This is a genomic window from Nocardia sp. NBC_00565 (assembly GCF_036345915.1).
Classification (GTDB): domain Bacteria; phylum Actinomycetota; class Actinomycetes; order Mycobacteriales; family Mycobacteriaceae; genus Nocardia.
The window spans coordinates 3832117-3849393 of record NZ_CP107785.1; the positions used below are offsets into that span (position 1 = coordinate 3832117).

The following is a 17277-nucleotide window of genomic DNA, read 5'->3' on the forward strand; positions in this document are numbered from 1 at the left end:
CGGCATTACGCCAGCACGCGGCGCAGGAAGGCCAGCGCGTCCGGTAGTGCCTCGGCCGCCGCGCCGAGGTGATCGCCCGGATAGACGCCGACTTGCAGGTCGGCTCCGCCGGATCGCAGATCGGCAATCAGCTTGACGCTCAATGGAGCTGGCACTTCCAGGTCGGTCAGCCCCTGACCGATGAACAACGGCACCGTCTGCCCCTCGATCGGGATCCGCAGCATCGATCGCACCACCGCATCCAACGCGGGCCCCGACAACTGCCTGCTCAGCATCTGCCCGATGGCGATGTCGTGCACCAGCGCGTCTGCGTCGTTCACACACTCCGACTCCACCATCCGCAGCACCTCCTGCCCGATCGATGTGAGATAGCCGTCGATATCGAGTTCCGGTGCGGTAGCACGCAATCCGGCCAGGATCAGCCCGAAGTAGGTGGTGGTCTTGCGCAATGGCAGCCGGGGCACCCACGGCCCGGCCACCGTCACGCCGTACTCCAGATTCGACGGCGCACCGGTGGCCACCGCACCGCGCAATTCCAGTTCCGGCGCGTCGGACGGTCCGAGGGCCGAGGCGAACAGCGCGGTCTGCCCGCCCTGCGACTGTCCGAAGACCGCCCAGCGCACGCCGAGGGCCGGTGTCACCGCACGGGCCGCGCGTACACCGTCGATCACACTGCGTGCCTGCGACGGCCCGTCGAGGTACGGGTGAGTGCCCGGCGTGCCGAGCCCGACATAGTCGGAGATCACCACGGCGAATCCGGCGTGTAGCAGCTCCGGATAGACCGTCTCCAGGTAGAACGCACGCGGCTGGAGCGTGAACGCGCACTGGTCGGCGATGCCCACGGTGCCGTGCGCATAGGCCACGATCGGCCAGCCACCCGGCGGCGGCGGGCCCGGCGGCAGATAGATCGCGGCCGTACTCTGCATCGGCCAACGCGGCCCGCGCGACCAATAGGTGATCCGCTCCGCCAGCGCCGCACCGTCCACCCGCAGCGCGCCGGAGAGCTCTACGGTCTCGGTGACCACACCGGGGGCGTCGCTCCCCTGCGCCGCCGCGGGCGCGGACAGCGCGACCGCCACCGCGACCGCGCCGGCGATTATCCGAGCCCGCGCCATCGACCGACTATCGCCAGCTCGCCCACTGGTCGGCAAGACACCACAATCGGTGGCCCCAGCGACGGGCCGATCCGGATGTCCATTGCACCGCCGCGCGATGACTACCCTCGAGGACGGACAACCCTGCGAGAGGATCGATAGTGACCCAGCCGAACCCAGGTGCACCGGAGCACACCGGACGACGTCCGGGTATGCGGTGTCGCACGACGACCGGCAAGGGGTCACCCGCGGTGCGCTTGGGAGTAGCGGTGCTGTGCTCCGGACTCGCCGTCGTTGGATGCGGCTCCGAGGAGTCGCCATCCACCACCACAGCCGCACCGACGACAACGACGACCGCGCCCGCGAGTACGACCGTGGCCGGGATGCCGACCGTCGATCCCTACGCCGGTATGCCGCTCATCGACCACACCACCTGGACCGAGGCCGCCGACGGCCCGCGGCTGCTGGTCTACCCGACCCAGGCCGGTCGACTCGAGGCCTTCCCCGATACCGATGAGCGGGCCTGGCAGGAGGTGCTCGCGCAATCACCCGACGCCGACACTCCCGGCATGCGCGACCAGTTCGTCTGTCACTGGGTCTGGGCCCGGATGGTGCAGCCGAACAAGGAGAGCTGGAATCTCGAGCCCTGGCGTCCGGCGGTGGGCTACCAGGCCACCGTCCAGGCCTCGTGTAATCCCGGAGGACCCGAACGCTGACCAACTAGAAAGGACCCACCCATGCGCGTCGTCATCGCAGGTGGACACGGCAAGATCGCATTACTGCTCGCCGAAATACTCACCGGTCGCGGTGACCGTGTCGACAGCCTGATCCGCAACGCCGACCACACCGACGAGGTCGCCGCGACCGGTGCGCAAGCGGTCGTCTTCGATCTGGAACACAGCACAATCGCGGAACTCGCCGCCGTCGTAAAGGATTCCGACGCTGTGATTTTCGCGGCCGGTGCGGGCGCGGGCAGTGGTGCGGCGCGCAAGTACACGGTGGACAAGGGTGGTTCGGTGCTGTTGGCCGATGCCGCCGAGGCGGCCGGGATCCGCCGGTTCGTGCAGATCTCTACCATGGGCGCCGGAAAACCGCCCGCGCCCGGCACCGACGAGGTCTGGGCCGCCTACCTCGACGCTAAGACCCAGGCCGAGGACGACCTGCGCGCACGCGATCTGGATTGGACCATCCTGCGCCCCGGTCGCCTGCTCGATGCGGCCGCGACCGATCGGGTCACCCTGAGCCCGCCGCCGGTGCCGCACGGCAGCGTCACCCGCGCGGATGTCGCCGCCGTCATCGCCGAAATCCTGTCCGCCCCGCACACCGTGCATGCCACACTCGAGCTCGTCGCAGGCAACACACCGGTAACGCTCGCGGTCTCCAATTTTGGTAGCCAAATAGTCGCCGAAAGCGGTGCCGCAGTTACCGATTGACCTTTTTCGCCGCTGGAATGGAGAACATTACCGTGTTCAGTCGCATCATTTCCCTGAAGCTCCGACCCGGATCCCGGGAGGAATTCCTCGCCGCGGTGAGCCGCAGTGCCACCGCATCGGTGCGCGAGGAACCCGGTTGCCTGCGATTCGATGTCTGCGCGGACCGCGTTGATCCGCACCGGTTTTTCCTCTACCAGGTCTATGTTGATGACGAGGCCGCCGAAGCCCACCATTTCACCGAGCATTTCCTGGCCTGGCGCTGCGCTGCCGACCGTTATGTCGAGCCGGGCACTCAGGTGCACTACAGCACCGACGTTCTGGTCAATGCGAAATGATCGGGCCGAAACAACCCCCTGTCGGCGCCGGTTCGCGGATGATTAGCAGATGCGAAAACCCAACTGCGAACACATAATCGATCGTGCAGATGTGCTTGCATCTGAAAGGCACACCGACCTAAACTCAGTCCCGCAAGGCTTTACAGGGGACAACCAGGGGAGGCCGCGTGGGTGAACCAAGGGCCGATGTCGCCATGGGTTTGCTGCCGCCAGACGTCAGGGGCGTTCGAATGGACCAACCACTTCACGGCGGCCGGCTCGGGATCGCCGAAGCCGCACTGGCCGACCAGCCAGCGAACGGTATAACAACTATGAGCACACCGTCGACCCGAAGCGGTCAGCGCAGTACCGCGTACTCGCGAGAAACCGCAGTCGCTTTCGTCATCGATGCCGTCGAGTCCACCGGTGCGGCCACTCGACACGATTTCGACATCGACCGGATCGTCACCACCGCGCACGCGATGGCCGACGACTGGGATCTCGAGGCGCTACAGCCGGATACGTTCTGGCGCATCGCCTCCAGCTTCATCAAGCAGTGACTCAGTCGCCAATGATGTAGCGGCGCAATCGAATTGCGTCACGTCTCGGTCGGCGATGCCCACTGCGACGTGTAGGCACGCAATGCGATCTTGGCCTCGCGCAACAGATTCGGGTCACCATCCGGGTCGGACCGGAATGCTTCCTGCATGACCGCGTCGCCCATCAGGTGCGCGGCGCGGCACGCGATATCGAGTCCCTCGATATCGGCGACGGCGCCCTGTGCCAGCATGACATCGCGCAGCAGCACCGCCATCCGTCGTTTGTGTTCGCGGTCGGCGGCCCGAGCGGCTTCGTTGAGGTCCTTGCCGAACCAGAGCGCACGGAAGCCGGGCTCGTCCCGGTACACCTGCGCGAAAGCGTCCACCAGCACGCCGACCGGATCGTCCCAGCGCTCGCGGCGTGCGATATCGAGCAGGAGGGCCGCTTTGGCCTCGAGTTGCTCGAGGTAGGACGCGGCGAGGGTCTCGATGACGGCCTCGCGATCCGGTAGGTACTGATAGAGCGAGCCGACCGAAATCCGTGCCTCGGCAGCCACTCTGATCATCGTCAACGCCTCGACGCCCTCGGTAGCGATCAGTCGGTCCGCCACCTCCAGCACGCGCGCCAGTCGCTCCCGGCTGCGCGCCTGAATGGGCACGCGACGCAAGCCCGCTTCGGGAAGAGCGCGGCCGACCGGCACGGATTACCTCCGAACAGTAATGTGAATGAGATTCAGGTTTTCGGTAGAGTATGCCGGATGACCACCATCGCGCCAATCGAACGCGCCGAGGTCGCCGCCGCCTGCCTGCGCCTCGCCGAGCAGGGACTGCTGATCGGCACCGCGGGCAACGTGAGCCTGCGCTTCGGTGATCTGGTCGCCATCACCGCCACCGGCGCGGTGCTCGCCGAGGTCTGCGCGGACGATGTCACCGTGGTCGATCTCGCGGGCACCGTGGTCGCCGGCCGCTACGCGCCGACCTCCGAATTGGGTTTGCATCTCGATGTCTATCGCGCCTACGCGACACAGGCGATCGTGCATACACACGCACCGAAGTCGACGGCCATTGCCTGTGTGCTCGACGAGTTGCCGGTCATCCACTATCAGCAGCTGCTGTTGGGCGGTTCGACGAAGGTCGCGCCGTTCCACCCGTTCGGTACCGCGGAACTCGCGGACGCGGTGCGAGAGGCCTTGCGGGGCAGGCAATCCGCGCTGCTGGCCAATCACGGTGCCGTCACCCTCGGCATGTCCATGGACAAGGCGGTCGAGTCCGCACTGCTGCTGGAGTGGGCCTGTGCGCTGTATCTCGACGCCATGGCCCTCGGCACGCCGCGCGAATTGTCGGCGCGGCAGCAGGCCGCGGTCGTGGAGGTGGCGCTGCGCACCGGATACGGCACCCGCAAACCACTGGAGAAGGACACGCCATGAAGGTAATCGCCCTGGGCGCACATGTATTGGACATTTTGGTCCGACCCGTGGCGGCCATCCCCGAGGGACAGCAGACCGCACTGGTCGAGGATATCCGCGTCACGGCGGCGGGCACCGCCGCGGGCACCGCACTCACCCTCGCCAAGCTCGGCGCGGACGTCCGGACCGCAGGTGCGATCGGCGCCGATGCCTCGGGCGATATCCTGCTCACGCTGCTCGCCAAGGCGGGCATCGACACAGAACTGGTGGTGCGCAAGGAAAACCAGCCCACCTCGTCCTCGGTGCTGCCGATCCGCCCCAACGGCGAACGCCCCAGCCTGCATCTGTTGGGCGCCAACCCGCTCTACACCGTGGACGATGTCGACTGGGCCGCGCTCGCCGACGCCGATCACCTGCATCTCGGTGGACCGGAGCTGATCGGCGCGGTCAACGCCGCGCGAATCCTGCGGCATGCCAAGGAGAACGGCGTCACCACCTCGGTCGATCTGATCGCGCCGGGCGCACTTGGCAGCCTGGACGCCATTGCCGCGGTACTCCCGCATACCGACTACTTCCTGCCCAACGACGAACAGGTACTCGGCTTCACCGGTGCCACCGATCTCACCGCAGGTTGCGCGGTGCTGCTGGATGCGGGTGCCGGCGTTCTCGCGATCACTCGAGGCGCCGACGGCACCTTGCTGGTCGACCCCGACGGATATCACGACATTCCCGCCTTCGCCGTCGATATCGTCGATACCACCGGCTGCGGCGACGCCTTCTCCGCCGGATTCATCCGTGCCATCGCCCTCGGTCGCGGCCTGCGCGATGCCGCGATCCTCGGCAATGCGGTCGCCGCACTCGTCGCCCGCGGCCTCGGCAGCGACTACGGCGAATTCGATCTCGCCGCCGCCGACGCCTTCGCCGCCGTAACCCCGACCCTCGCCGCCGAACCGGGCATACCGAGTCGATAGGCGGGAATCACCACTGCCGCAACGGCACTCAGGATTCCTTGGCGTATTCGGCGAGGATCTTCAGCGACTCGCCGGGCGGCTCGGCCTGCACGCTCAATCGGTCCATGACCGAGAGGTACAACGCCAGATCCTGCTTCCGATCGAGGTACAGCGCACTGGTCAGGTGCTCGAGATAGACGATATCGGGCAGTTCTTCCTCGGCGAAGCGCAGGATGCTGAACGAACTGCCCGCCGCCGCGTGCTCACCCGCCGAGTACGGCAGGACCTGCACGGTGACGTTCGGCAATTGCGCGAGCTCGATGAGGTGTTCCATCTGCTCCCGGTGCACGCGCGGCCCACCGACAGGGCGATGCAGCGCGGCCTCGTCGATGATCGCCCAGATGGTCGGCGGATCGGCGCGGTGCAGCACCTCTTGCCTGCGGATCCGGACCTGAACCCGCCGATCCATATCGGCGTCCTCGTAGCCGAGCGACATTACCGCCCTGGCATATTCGGTGGTCTGCAACAGCCCGGGCACCAGGTGCGCCTCATAGGTACGAATCTTGCTGGCGGCCTGTTCCAAGCCGAGGTAGGTGCCGAACCAGGACGGCAGCAAATCGCTGTAGCGATGCCACCAGCCTGGCTCGTTCGCCTGCTTGGCCAGATCCAGGAACCGTTGCCGCTCCTCGGCGTCGGAGACGCCGTACAGGGTCAGCAGGTCGCGGATATCGCGTTCCTTGAAACCGGTGCGACCCAACTCGAGACGACTGATCTTGGCGTGTGAACCGCGAATGTGGTCACCTGCGGCTTCCCGGGTGATACCTCTCTTCACCCGGAGGTCGCGCAGCTGACCACCCAGCGCGATCCGCAATACCGTTGGACCACGTTCCACGACAACCGATTGCACACGACCGTCGTCATCGGGTTCTGCGATCATGAAGTCATCTCCGATACTCGGGTTTGACCACAGTGTGTCACAAATACCACGTTTCGAAACACACCGCACCGATCGCCAATGTTACCGCTCAGCTAGTCAGGTCGTCGAACTCCCCGGCTTTCGCGCCGCGGACGAATGCGTCGATCTCCGGTCGGGTGTAGAAGAGCATGCCACCTTCGGGGTCACGCGAATTACGAACGGCGATCAGACCATCCGAAGCCTCGGCGACTTCCACACAGTTACCGCCGGACGGACCGCTGAACGAACTCTTGCGCCAAGCGCCCTTGATCTTGTGTGTACCGGTGTTCCACATCTTTCCCACTCCTCGGCTACTTGCAGTGTGAGATGTACGCTCGAGCGGCCTTGCAGATGCGCGCTCAAACGTTCTTGCATTTGCACCTACATCTGCAAGATAGCATGAAGTCCACCCCTTGCGACACAGAAGAATTCAGACCTGCCGGTTCGCTTCGTGACCCCTGTTCGACCGGTTACGGATGTGCCGCGTGTGCCGTCTCCGACCGAAGCCCTCTCGACGGAACGGACGCCGAGACCATCGCCGCACAGCGCCGGCAATGCGCACCGCGCGAGCCGGCCTCGTCGCCGCGAAAAGACGTGATCAACTACTCGATCCACCGGATCGGTCGAATCGAATCTTGTACTGTCACAGTGCACATCGGATGTGCCGGCCATTCGCGACACCGCCGCCGGAGCAATCCGGGTTACCGCATACCGTTCGCCGAGGAGTCCAGTCCCATGTCCGACGATCACAGCCCGCTCATCCGTACCGATATCCCCCATTCCGCGCGAATCTGGAATTACTGGATGGGCGGCAAGGACTATTACGAGATCGATCGGATCGCCGGTGACGCCGGCGTCGAAGTGGACCCCGACATCACCACCATGGCGGTGCAGTCACGACAGTTCCTCATTCGCGCGGTGCGCTACCTGGCGGGCGAGCAGGGCATCCGGCAGTTCCTCGATATCGGCACCGGCCTGCCGACCATGCAGAACACCCACGAGGTGGCCCAGGCCGTAGCGCCCGAGTCGAAGGTCGTTTATGTCGACAACGATCCGCTGGTGCTCGCCACCGCGCGGGCGCTGCTCACCAGCACCACTCCGGAGGGCGTGACCACCTACGTCGACGCCGACTTCCACAATCCAGAGCTGATCATCTCCGACGCCAAGAACGTGCTCAATTTCAACGAGCCGATCGGGGTGATGTTCATGGGCGTGCTCGGTCACGCCAAGACCTACGACGAACTGCTGCGCATCGTGCACACCGTGCTCGATGCCGTACCCGCGGGCAGCTTCCTGGTCATGTGGGACGGCACCGACGACAGTAAGGACTACGTCACGCTGTGTGAGAACTACACCGGCACCGGCGGCGTCCCCTACGTTCCCCGCCCCCAGGCCGAGATTCGCGCGATCTTCGACGGTCTGGAACTGGTGCAGCCCGGATTCGTCTCCATCACCCAGTGGCGCACGGATCAGACGGAAGTGGGCGAGGCCCGGCCGATCTCCGCCTATGGCGCGGTCGCGCGCAAGGCCTAAACGCCAAGCGGCACAACGGCGGTCCTCGGCCATCCGGCCGAGACCGCCGTTCATATTTCTATTGGTCGTTCGTGCAAATGTACTTGCATCTGCAAGCTACAACAGCTTAAACTCAGAGCCACAATCGGGGAGGTACGCAGGGAGTTCGCGCCTCGCGTCACCATATTCATCCTCCCCAACGGCAGACGCGAGGGGCGATCGAGATGAGTACGCCATTCCGAACCCAGCGTGGGGCCGCGATCGCCGGAGGTTCCGGGATCGACACCCTGCGGCAATGCACGGCGCCGGATTTCGCGCCGCTCGATTGTGCCGCCGAACCACCCGGTCTCACCTATCGCCAGGCCCGCGAGATCCTGCATCTGCACGAGGTGCACGGTCCGCAATGTCGCCAGTGGCTCGCCGCCGCGGCCTACCTATCGGCCGGACTCGACGACGAATAACGTTCGGCGCCAACAGCTCCGCAATCGTCCAGCAGCCCCGTAGACCCGGCTCGAATCGGACAAGCCCCAAATCACTTCGCACGCACCGATGTTCGTGCGGATGTGCTTGCATCTGCACGAGACACCGCTCTAGACTCGTGTGCGACAAGTAACCAGGGGATTCGCATCCGGGAGCCAGTGCCATCGTCGCCACCAGGCCTTCTCGGCGCCAGAGGCAACAGGGGCGTTCGTATGAACAGACAGCACGCTGCCGGCCGGCTCGGAATCGCCGATGTCGCCGCCGCTTACGGCGCCGAAGCGCTGCAGCGGCGCATCGCCGAATTACGGGCCAGTGGCCAGCACTACGCCGCCATCGCGATCGAGCACGAAATCCGCAGTGGCGCAGTGGCAGACGATACCGATCTGCGCAATCAGCAAGGCGCGGCCTAGATTCCGCCGCCCCCGCCGATGAACCAAGGGTTGAAGGCACACACCAGATTCGGATGATTGTTGATCGCCCGCCCGAGCGTAGCCATGCCGAGCAAAGTGGTGCCGTGATGGGTCGAACCGAAGGTGACCAGTCGCGCCACTTCGCCCTCGCCCCCTTCGAATTTCAGGTACTGGTCGGCCTGATGAAATCGGCGAGCCCCTGCTCTGTCGGCGTGATGGCAGGTTCCGCCCCCGCAACCCCTGGACCGAAACCGACCGCCAAGACGGTGGCCCCATCGATCACCGTGCAGGACAATGCTTTCCGACTGATCGTTTCGAGCGACCTGCAAGCAGTCGCAAGCGGCAATCTCCGATGAATACGTCGCGTCATTTCGAACCTTCCTGGGCTGCCGACAACCGGCCCGGCGACGCAGGCGAACCGCTCGCAAACACCGAATCCGTCGCCAACGTTAAGGCGGCTGGTCACGGGATTTCGGCGACTCGCGGCGGCGCTGGAGCTTCCCACCACGGCACATGGCCCGTTTGTGCACAACGCACAACGATGCGGGCCCGCAATGGATCTAGCCGAACCTTCCCCGGGTTCATAACCTTTTCGTATAGTGATGCAACGATTCGGACGCAGATCTATCACGTCCGAGGTGGCACTGGAGTAACGCGAATGACCTTCTCCGCCCTGGATCTGTCCGTCGAAGCTACGGACCCTGTCCTAGAGATCGGCGGGCAGCCCGCGTCGATACCCTTGATGAACACCGACCGCGTGGCCTCGCGCATGGTCGGCTACTTCGCCACCTGTATGGCGCCATGCCGCACGCTGCCCGGCGAGCAGTTGCGCGGCGACGTCACCAAGTTGACCCGCAGCTGCCTGGCACTGGCGGCCGAAATGTTCGACAAGCGAACGGTTCCCGGCGATGAGCAGCTCGGCGAGGTCCGCGAGGCGGCCGCGCAGTGGGCCCGCGAGGCGGTGCCGCTCGGCACCATCCTGCGCGCCTATCACGAGGGACTGCGCATCGCGTTCGGACTGGTGACCGCACGTGCCAAGGCCGACGATATCGATGAACTGCTCGTCGCCACCGATCTCATGCTCGAACTCCTCGAGGCGATCACCGTGGCGGTCTCGGACGCCTATGTCGAAGAACAGCATCTGGTCGCGAGAGAACACCAGACCGCGACGCAGACCCTGGCGTCGGCGCTGTTGAGCGGACGCGGCAGTTCCGCGCTCGCCCGCCAGGCCGGCATCCCGATCGCCGACTCATATCAGGTAGTGGCGCTGTCGGTTCCGGAACATTCCGACGAACGCGATCCGCGAGTCGATTCCCAAGTCGCGGCCCGCAGGAAGCTACGCAGGCTGCAGTCGGAGCTGGCCACCGTCTTCGAATCGCGGGTGCTGGCGCTACTGAGCACCAAGGGTGGGACGCTGCTCGTCCCGATCGAGGACGGTGCGCCGATCCTGACCACCGAAACACTCGGGCTGCTGGCCGAATCCGCTGAGGTACCGCTCACCGCGACGCTGGTCACCAGCGAGACCGACCAGATACCCGATGCCGCGGATCAGGCCCACGAGCTACTCAATCTGGTGCGGGTGGGCGGGCGCAATCCGGGCCTGTACCAGATGGCCGACCTGGCCGTGGAGTACCAACTCACCCGTGGCGGTCCCGCCACCCGACGCCTCGCCACCATTCTCGACCCGCTCGACGCCCATCCCGAACTCTCCGACACCATGCGCGCATACCTCGGCAACGATATGAACCGCCAGCTCACCGCGCGCCAGCTCTACGTGCACCCGAATACCGTCGACTACCGGCTGCGCCGCATCGCCCAGTTGACCTCGATCGATCTGGCCACCTCGGCCGGCATCTCACAGGCGGCCATCGCCCTACTCGCCCGTGATCTCCACCGCAGCGTCGCCCGGCGGCTGTGAATCCGCGTTCCAGCTGTACTATGTGCCAGGTCTGAACTGTCGACACCTCTGAACATCTCCACCCTGATACGGATTTGTGCTGGTCACGAGATCACGAACGAGTCATCCTGGAACTGCCGCGACATCTGGATGGTGGACTATGCGAATAGCGGAGATCTTACGCAGGAAGGGCAGCGACGTGGCCACGGTCACGCCCGAGACCACGGTACGCACCTTGCTCGCCACGCTGGCCGAACACAATATCGGGGCGGTGGTGGTATCGCCGGACGGCAACCGGATCGTCGGCATGGCCTCCGAGCGCGATGTGGTGCGCGGTCTGCACGCGCACGGCTCCGATCTGCTCGATATCCCGGTCTCGGAGATCATGACCGTCGATGTGCACACCTGCGCGCCCGATGACCGCGTCGACAGTCTGCGCGGCACGATGACCGAGCACCGCATCCGGCACCTGCCCGTGGTCCACGAGGGCCGCCTGATCGGCATCGTCAGCATCGGCGATGTCGTCAAGAGCGCGATCTCCGAACTGGCCACCGAGCGCCAGCAGCTCGTCGAATACGTGCAGGGACAGTACTAAGGGGCCCCGGGTACCTGCGGCTTCCGAAATACGTTGTCCACGAGAACCTTCGAAGTTCGCAGCCGACCTTTTCCAGCGACCTGCAAACAGTCGCTACGGTAAGTGCGTATCGTTGGTGGCGTCCATGGCGTTCTCGGAAGGGAGCGGCACCTTGGTGTCACCTGCGTCCGGGACGCATCTAGCCCGGCCATCCACCACCCGGCCGCCGGTCTCGGCCCCGCGGATACCGGAATCAGCACCTTCCGCCGCCACCGTGCGCGGACTCTTCCCGGCGCTCGCCGAATCCACCGAGGTCTATCTCGATAGCGCGGCCACCACGCAGAAACCGCTGCCGGTCATCGAGACCATCCACCGCTACCACACTTCGCGCACCGCCAATGCCGGTCGCGGCACCTACCCGTGGGCGACCGATCTGACCACGCGCTTGGCGCGGGTCCGGGCTCGCACCGCCACTTTCATCGGCGCGCGGCACCCCGAGGAAGTGGTTTTCACCGGCGGCGCGACCGCGGCACTCAACGCGGTCGCGCTCTCCTGGGGTCTGGCCGTGCTCGAGGACGGCGACGAAATCCTCTACAACCCGCGCGATCACGCCTCGAATGTCCATCCGTGGCACCACTTACGGCAGGTGCTGGCCCGCTTCGGCCGTCACATCGAACTGGTCCCCTATCGGGTGACCGAACTCGGCGAAGCCGATACCGCCGATATCCTGGCCAAACTCACCCCGCGCACCCGGCTGATCACCACCAGCCATCTGCATCACGTGTTCGGCGGCCTCACCACGCTGGAGGAGTTGCGCGGCAAGCTCGATCCCGAAATTCTGCTGTGCTTCGACTGCAGCCAGAGCGGCGGACACCTACCGGTGGATGTCACCGAACTCGGCGCCGACTTCGCGGTTTTCGCCGCGCACAAGATGTTCGGCGCCCCAGGCACCGGAATCCTCTACTGCCACAGCAGGGTTCACGATCGGCTGCTGCCGTTCCTGCCCGGCGGTAATACCGGGGTCAGCCTCACCGATACCGGGTTGGCTCCGGCCGGTATGCCGGAACTGCTCGAAGGCGGCACCCAGAACATTCCGGGCATCCTCGCTCTCGGCAGCGCGCTGGAGGTGCTGGAGTCCCTGGATGTCGGCGTCATCGCCGCGCACAATCGCGCACTCACGTTGCGGCTCATCGACAATCTGCGTCCGGTGCCCGGCCTGGAATTCCTGCCCGGGCCCGCACACGCGCCGTGTGCGATCGGCTACGGCATCGTGTCCTTCACGCTCGCGGGCATCTCCTCGACCGATCTCGGATTCGTGTTGAGCGAGTTGGGTTTTCTCGTTCGCACCGGCTTACACTGCACGCCCGGGGGTGATGCCGACAGCACGGATTCGGTGCGGGTCAGCACGCACATCTACAACACCCTCGACGAGATCGACCGCTTCACGACATGCGTCACGACGATTGCCGAGGAGGTCATGTGAGAATGGACGACACCCCGCGCTACGACCGGCGGGCCGCGTCCCGGGTGCTGGCGGGGCTCACCGAACCCGGACTGTTCGCCACCCCCATCACCATCCCTCCCGCGCGACATATCGAATACACCTGCGCCGCACTGCGTCCCGAGCCCAATAGCCACCTCACCTACTCGCAGCGGCTGTATCTGCAGCGATTCATGCGCCCGTGCCAGCCGTACCAGGTCACCAGCGCATCACACCGGATCGCCTGGACCGACAGCGATGGCATCCCCAACACCGGCCACTTCCGCGCGGACGGACTCGGGCCGCTGGTGCCGATCGCCATGCGCGAAACCGTCCTGGTGCTCTGGCATGCCCTCGCCGCCGATTCCACACTGGCCCAACGTGTCGACGGCCTGGGCTCGCGTGAGCACGCGGTGCTCCACGGCACCACCACCGATCATGATCCGATCGAGATCTTCCGCGTCGGCATCGAGGCGGCCGGGCGCGCACTGGCCCAGCACGCACTGCTGGCCCGGCAGACCCAATATCGCAGCGCGGCCGAATTCGCCAGGGGCATACATGATTCCGGCATCTTCGCGGCGGTGGCCACCCGCTGGTACTGGGAGCTCCAGGCCTCCACCTATCGGCGTGGCATGATCCCGGTGACGCTGGCCGCCCAACCCGACGGCACGGTGCGCTACACCGCCGACACGGTGGCGACGCTGCGCGCGATGAAGGATGCCACCATCGAGGACGCGCACAATGTCATGCGGCGGGCCACGCGGGTGGAGGGTTTGAGCGTCGACGCGGCCATCGCGAAGTATCACGACGACCTCGACCTCATCTCCCGTCAGTACGCGCTGCTGCCGTCGAATACCCGGCCGGCGTGCCTGGCCGCCATGCCGCATCATCTCGGCGGCGGCCACTACACCTTGCTGCCAGTGGTGGTGGACCAGTTCGTCGCGATCTTCGAACAGCTCGTCGAGCGGATCCGGATCACCGAGGTGAGCGCCGATCTCGACGAGTCGACCGCCGACGCCCCCGCCGCCGCCGAGGACCAGATCTTCTATGTGCCCGATATGAGCTGCCAGCACTGTGTTCGCACGATCACCGGCGCGCTGGAGTCGATGGGCATCAAGGTGATCGAGATCGATCTGCCGAGTAAGCGGGTGGTGGCGGAGTTCCGAAGTCCGCGCAACCGGGCGCGCGCGTTCGAGACGATCCGCGATGGCGGTTACAACCCGGTGGCCGAGAAACCCGTGTCGGGCGCGTTGGCGGCCGCGGAGTCTCAGCCCACGGAAACCGCGGTATGACGGCACCGCTACCGGCGCTACCCGCGAAGATCCATCCGCTGGTACGCGCGTTTCTCGATACCCGCGACGCCGTCGAAGAGACGCTGATTCGCTTCGGATCCCCGGTCCACCTCTTGTTTCCGCAGGTCTACGCGGAAAACCTGAAACGGTTCCGCGCGGTGCTGGACACCAGCGGCGCGCGCTACCGAATCTGCTACGCGCACAAGGTGAATCAATCGCGCGCCTTCGTGCGTACCGCCGAGCACGCCGGCATCGCGATCGATGTCGCATCGGCACCTGAGCTGGCCAGTGCCATCGGCGCCGGATTCGGGCCGATGCGCATCGAGGTGACCGGGCCGAAAGGGGAAGCGTTCCTACGTGATCTGATCGATTGCGGCGTCACCATCAATGTGGACAATCTGTGGGAGTTGCGGCGGATCACCGAACTGGCCGGTGATCGCGCGAGAGTTCCGGTGCTGCTGCGGGTTTCCGGCTTCGACGACGCTTCGGTCAGCCGGTTCGGCGTGCCGCTGGCACATATGGATCGCGCCTTCGATCTGCTCTCGGCCAATCGTCGGCGAATCGCTTTCCTGGGCTTCGCCTTTCACATCGATTCTGGCGAGCCCGCGGAACGTATCCGGGCCATCGACGCCTGCCTCGAGCTGGTCGAGCGCGCATATGGGCACGGACTCGGCCCGTCGGTATTGAATATCGGCGGCGGCTTCCGGCAGGTGTTCACCGCCGACGCGGATCGGTTCGACGGGTATGTGCGCGCGTTGCGCGAGTCGCTGCTCGGCCGCGGCGAACCGATGAGCTGGTCGAACAATACCTTCGGCTATCACGTCGATAATGGTGCGGTGCACGGGATTCCGGTGTTCCACAAGTACGCGAACACCGTACCCGCGACGCGCATGCTCGACGATCTGCTTGGCGCCGCATTGGAGCGTCACGGCGGTCGCACGGTGGCCCAGGTAGCTGGGGACAATATGCTCGACATCTGGCTGGAGCCGGGCAAGGCGTTGGTCGATCATGCGGGGGTGACGGTGGCGCGGGTGGAGTTCATCAAGGAACTCGCCGATCGCACGGTGCTGGTCAATCTCGATCTCAGCCGAGATCAGGTGACACCGGCCGATCAGGAGGTCATGGTCGATCCGGTGATCTTGCCGAGTATCGCGCATATGCCGAGCACCGCACCCGGATCCGACGGTGCCATCACGGGGCCGCCCAGCAACGGCGCCGACACCATGCCGACGCTGCGCCCGGTAGCCGGATCCGGTCCGGTCGGTGCGTATTTCGCCGGACGCCTGTGTCTGGAGCGCGATCTGATCACCAACCACAAGGTCTGGTTATCCGAGTGCCCGCGCCAGGGTGATCTGGTGGTCTTCCCGAATACCGCCGCCTATCACATGGATCTGTCCGCGGCGTCGGCATCGATGCATCCGCTGCCTGCGAAACTCGCCGTCGTGCATCGTGCGGGCAGTTTCCAGGTGTACCGCGATACCGATTACGAACCGCTCATTCCGGTCGGCCTGCCGCCCCCGCGCCGCACGACCCCGCGCGGCCCGCGCCGTCCACCACAGCCGCGCCGATCGTCCCCGCCCCGATCCTCCGGAGCGCCGTAATGCGCTACGACCACATCACCGACCTGATCGGCAATACACCGCTGCTGCGCTTGGATCCGGCCGTGCACGGACTGACCAATGTCGAGCTGTACGCGAAACTGGAGTCGCACAATCCCTTCGGCTCGGTCAAGGACCGGGTGGCCTGGGGCATGATTCGCGATGATCTCGATGAGATCCGCGCGGGCGGGCAGCGGCTCATCGAGGCCTCCAGCGGTAATACCGCCAAGGCGCTGCGGATTCTGGGCGCGGTGCACGGCATCGGCCTGCGCGCGGTGACCAACCGGATCAAGGTCGCCGAGGTGCGAGATCTGCTGCAGCTGTTCGGCACCGAGATCGTGGAGCTACCCGGTCTGTCCGAATGTCCGGATCCGACCACGCCGAACGACGTGTATTCGGTGATCGAGGCGACCATGGCCAAAGATCCGGGCGCCTACTACCACCCCTCGCAATACACCAACGAGAAGAACATCGAGGCGCATCACCACGGCACCGGCCGGGAGATCCACGAGGATCTGGCCGCGGACGGCATCACCCGGGTCGACTATCTCGTCGGCGGGCTCGGCACCACCGGCTCTACCCGCGGCACCGCCACCTACCTGCGCAAGCACAATCCCGAATTGCGCACCATCGCCGTGGTTTCCGATCGCTCGGACTTCATTCCCGGCATCCGCTCGGAGAGCGAGATGTGGGATGTCGGGCTGTTCCAACCCGACTTCTACGACCGCATCGTCACCATCGACTCCGCCCGCGCGGTGGACGCGACCCTTGCCCTCGCCACCGGTTTCGGCATCCTGGCCGGTCCCACCAGCGGCGCGAGCTATGCGGCTGCCCTGGAAAGCCTCGGTGAGCAAGCTGCTACGTCGGATGAGCCGGTGGTGGCGGTCTTCATCGTCTGCGATCGACTGGAACCGTACCTGTCGTATATCAAGAAGCGCAGGCCCGAACTCTTCGACCGCGCCGACCGTCGCCGCGCGCCGACCACCGCCGAACTCGCGGCCGTCCCGGCCCTTTCGCCCGATGAGCTGGCCGAACTGGATCGCACCGACCGGCCCACCATTGTCGACACCCGCGGCGCGATGGCCTACCGGATCGGCCATGTGCCGGGTGCGATCAATATCCGCGACGACCAACTCGACGATATGTTCGCCCAAGGCATCCCGTTCTCCCGGTCGCGGCCGCTGGTGTTCGTCTGCCCGGTCGGCGAATTGTCGCTGCGCTTCGCCGCGATCGCCAGGCAGGACGGGTTCGAGGCCACCAGTCTCAGCGGCGGGATCGTCGCATGGCGTGATGCCGGATATGCGATGGAACGCGGGGGCTGAAATCCGGGCATCGCCTGCGTA

General features: G+C 65.6%; 20 protein-coding genes. 16 read left to right on the plus strand and 4 right to left on the minus strand.

Annotation, left to right across the window (positions count from 1 at the left end):
• Nucleotides 1–5: 5 nt before the first annotated feature.
• Nucleotides 6–1115 (minus strand): lipase family protein, encoded by a 1110-nt coding sequence (locus OG874_RS18310; protein WP_330256337.1) that lies wholly within the window; start codon nt 1113–1115, stop codon nt 6–8.
• 140 nt (nt 1116–1255) lie between these two features.
• Here OG874_RS18310 and OG874_RS18315 point away from each other — a divergent pair, with 140 nt between their 5' ends.
• The 4 genes from OG874_RS18315 (at nt 1256) to OG874_RS18330 (ending at nt 3401) form a co-directional block, all read left to right on the plus strand.
• Nucleotides 1256–1810, plus strand: coding sequence for a DUF2599 domain-containing protein (locus OG874_RS18315; protein WP_330256338.1), 555 nt, complete (start codon nt 1256–1258; stop codon nt 1808–1810).
• A gap of 21 nt (nt 1811–1831) precedes the next feature.
• Entirely contained in the window at nt 1832–2527 is a 696-nt protein-coding gene (locus tag OG874_RS18320; RefSeq protein WP_330256339.1) for an SDR family oxidoreductase, read from the plus strand.
• Between the two features lie 32 nt (nt 2528–2559).
• Nucleotides 2560–2862, plus strand: a complete 303-nt coding sequence (locus OG874_RS18325) for a putative quinol monooxygenase (protein WP_330256340.1) — start codon at nt 2560–2562, stop codon at nt 2860–2862.
• Nucleotides 2863–3173: 311 nt separating this feature from the next.
• Nucleotides 3174–3401, plus strand: a complete 228-nt coding sequence (locus OG874_RS18330; protein ID WP_330256341.1) for a hypothetical protein — start codon at nt 3174–3176, stop codon at nt 3399–3401.
• A 38-nt stretch (nt 3402–3439) separates the two neighbouring features.
• On the opposite strand, the gene OG874_RS18335 is transcribed toward OG874_RS18330, so the two are convergent.
• Nucleotides 3440–4081 carry a TetR/AcrR family transcriptional regulator gene (locus OG874_RS18335; RefSeq protein ID WP_330256342.1) on the minus strand — a complete coding sequence of 214 codons (642 nt, stop codon included), beginning with the start codon at nt 4079–4081 and terminating at the stop codon, nt 3440–3442.
• A 57-nt stretch (nt 4082–4138) separates the two neighbouring features.
• Here OG874_RS18335 and OG874_RS18340 point away from each other — a divergent pair, with 57 nt between their 5' ends.
• Together OG874_RS18340 and OG874_RS18345 are read left to right on the plus strand one after the other, a co-directional pair.
• A complete protein-coding gene (locus OG874_RS18340) occupies nt 4139–4807 on the plus strand; it encodes a class II aldolase/adducin family protein (protein ID WP_330256343.1) in 669 nt (222 codons plus the stop codon).
• On the plus strand, nt 4804–5757 hold the full coding sequence (locus OG874_RS18345; RefSeq protein ID WP_330256344.1) for a carbohydrate kinase family protein: 954 nt from the start codon (nt 4804–4806) through the stop codon (nt 5755–5757). The genes OG874_RS18340 and OG874_RS18345 overlap by 4 nt, the downstream gene beginning before the upstream one ends.
• Nucleotides 5758–5785: 28 nt before the next feature.
• On the opposite strand, the gene OG874_RS18350 is transcribed toward OG874_RS18345, so the two are convergent.
• Together OG874_RS18350 and OG874_RS18355 are read right to left on the minus strand one after the other, a co-directional pair.
• Nucleotides 5786–6673, minus strand: a complete 888-nt coding sequence (locus OG874_RS18350; RefSeq protein ID WP_330256345.1) for a helix-turn-helix domain-containing protein — start codon at nt 6671–6673, stop codon at nt 5786–5788.
• 88 nt (nt 6674–6761) lie between these two features.
• Entirely contained in the window at nt 6762–6986 is a 225-nt protein-coding gene (locus tag OG874_RS18355) for a DUF397 domain-containing protein (RefSeq protein ID WP_330256346.1), read from the minus strand.
• A gap of 440 nt (nt 6987–7426) precedes the next feature.
• Here OG874_RS18355 and OG874_RS18360 point away from each other — a divergent pair, with 440 nt between their 5' ends.
• The 10 genes from OG874_RS18360 (at nt 7427) to OG874_RS18405 (ending at nt 17256) form a co-directional block, all read left to right on the plus strand.
• Complete coding sequence (locus OG874_RS18360) at nt 7427–8224, plus strand: SAM-dependent methyltransferase (RefSeq protein WP_330256347.1); 798 nt, start codon at nt 7427–7429, stop codon at nt 8222–8224.
• 203 nt (nt 8225–8427) lie between these two features.
• Entirely contained in the window at nt 8428–8664 is a 237-nt protein-coding gene (locus tag OG874_RS18365; protein ID WP_330256348.1) for a hypothetical protein, read from the plus strand.
• A gap of 231 nt (nt 8665–8895) precedes the next feature.
• Nucleotides 8896–9093, plus strand: a complete 198-nt coding sequence (locus OG874_RS18370) for a hypothetical protein (RefSeq protein WP_330256349.1) — start codon at nt 8896–8898, stop codon at nt 9091–9093.
• 53 nt (nt 9094–9146) lie between these two features.
• On the plus strand, nt 9147–9449 hold the full coding sequence (locus OG874_RS18375; RefSeq protein WP_330256350.1) for a hypothetical protein: 303 nt from the start codon (nt 9147–9149) through the stop codon (nt 9447–9449).
• Between the two features lie 302 nt (nt 9450–9751).
• Complete coding sequence (locus OG874_RS18380; protein WP_330256351.1) at nt 9752–11011, plus strand: PucR family transcriptional regulator; 1260 nt, start codon at nt 9752–9754, stop codon at nt 11009–11011.
• A gap of 139 nt (nt 11012–11150) precedes the next feature.
• On the plus strand, nt 11151–11585 hold the full coding sequence (locus tag OG874_RS18385; RefSeq protein WP_330256352.1) for a CBS domain-containing protein: 435 nt from the start codon (nt 11151–11153) through the stop codon (nt 11583–11585).
• 124 nt (nt 11586–11709) lie between these two features.
• The gene (locus OG874_RS18390; protein ID WP_330256353.1) at nt 11710–13047 is read left to right on the plus strand and encodes an aminotransferase class V-fold PLP-dependent enzyme; all 1338 of its coding nucleotides are present in this window, start codon (nt 11710–11712) and stop codon (nt 13045–13047) included.
• A 2-nt stretch (nt 13048–13049) separates the two neighbouring features.
• The gene (locus OG874_RS18395) at nt 13050–14336 is read left to right on the plus strand and encodes a heavy-metal-associated domain-containing protein (protein ID WP_330257328.1); all 1287 of its coding nucleotides are present in this window, start codon (nt 13050–13052) and stop codon (nt 14334–14336) included.
• Complete coding sequence (locus OG874_RS18400; RefSeq protein ID WP_330256354.1) at nt 14333–15937, plus strand: decarboxylase; 1605 nt, start codon at nt 14333–14335, stop codon at nt 15935–15937. Before OG874_RS18395 ends, OG874_RS18400 begins: the two co-directional genes overlap by 4 nt.
• Nucleotides 15937–17256: a pyridoxal-phosphate dependent enzyme gene (locus tag OG874_RS18405; RefSeq protein WP_330256355.1), complete on the plus strand. Its 1320-nt coding sequence runs from the start codon at nt 15937–15939 to the stop codon at nt 17254–17256. The genes OG874_RS18400 and OG874_RS18405 overlap by 1 nt, the downstream gene beginning before the upstream one ends.
• The last annotated feature ends 21 nt before the right edge of the window (nt 17257–17277 follow it).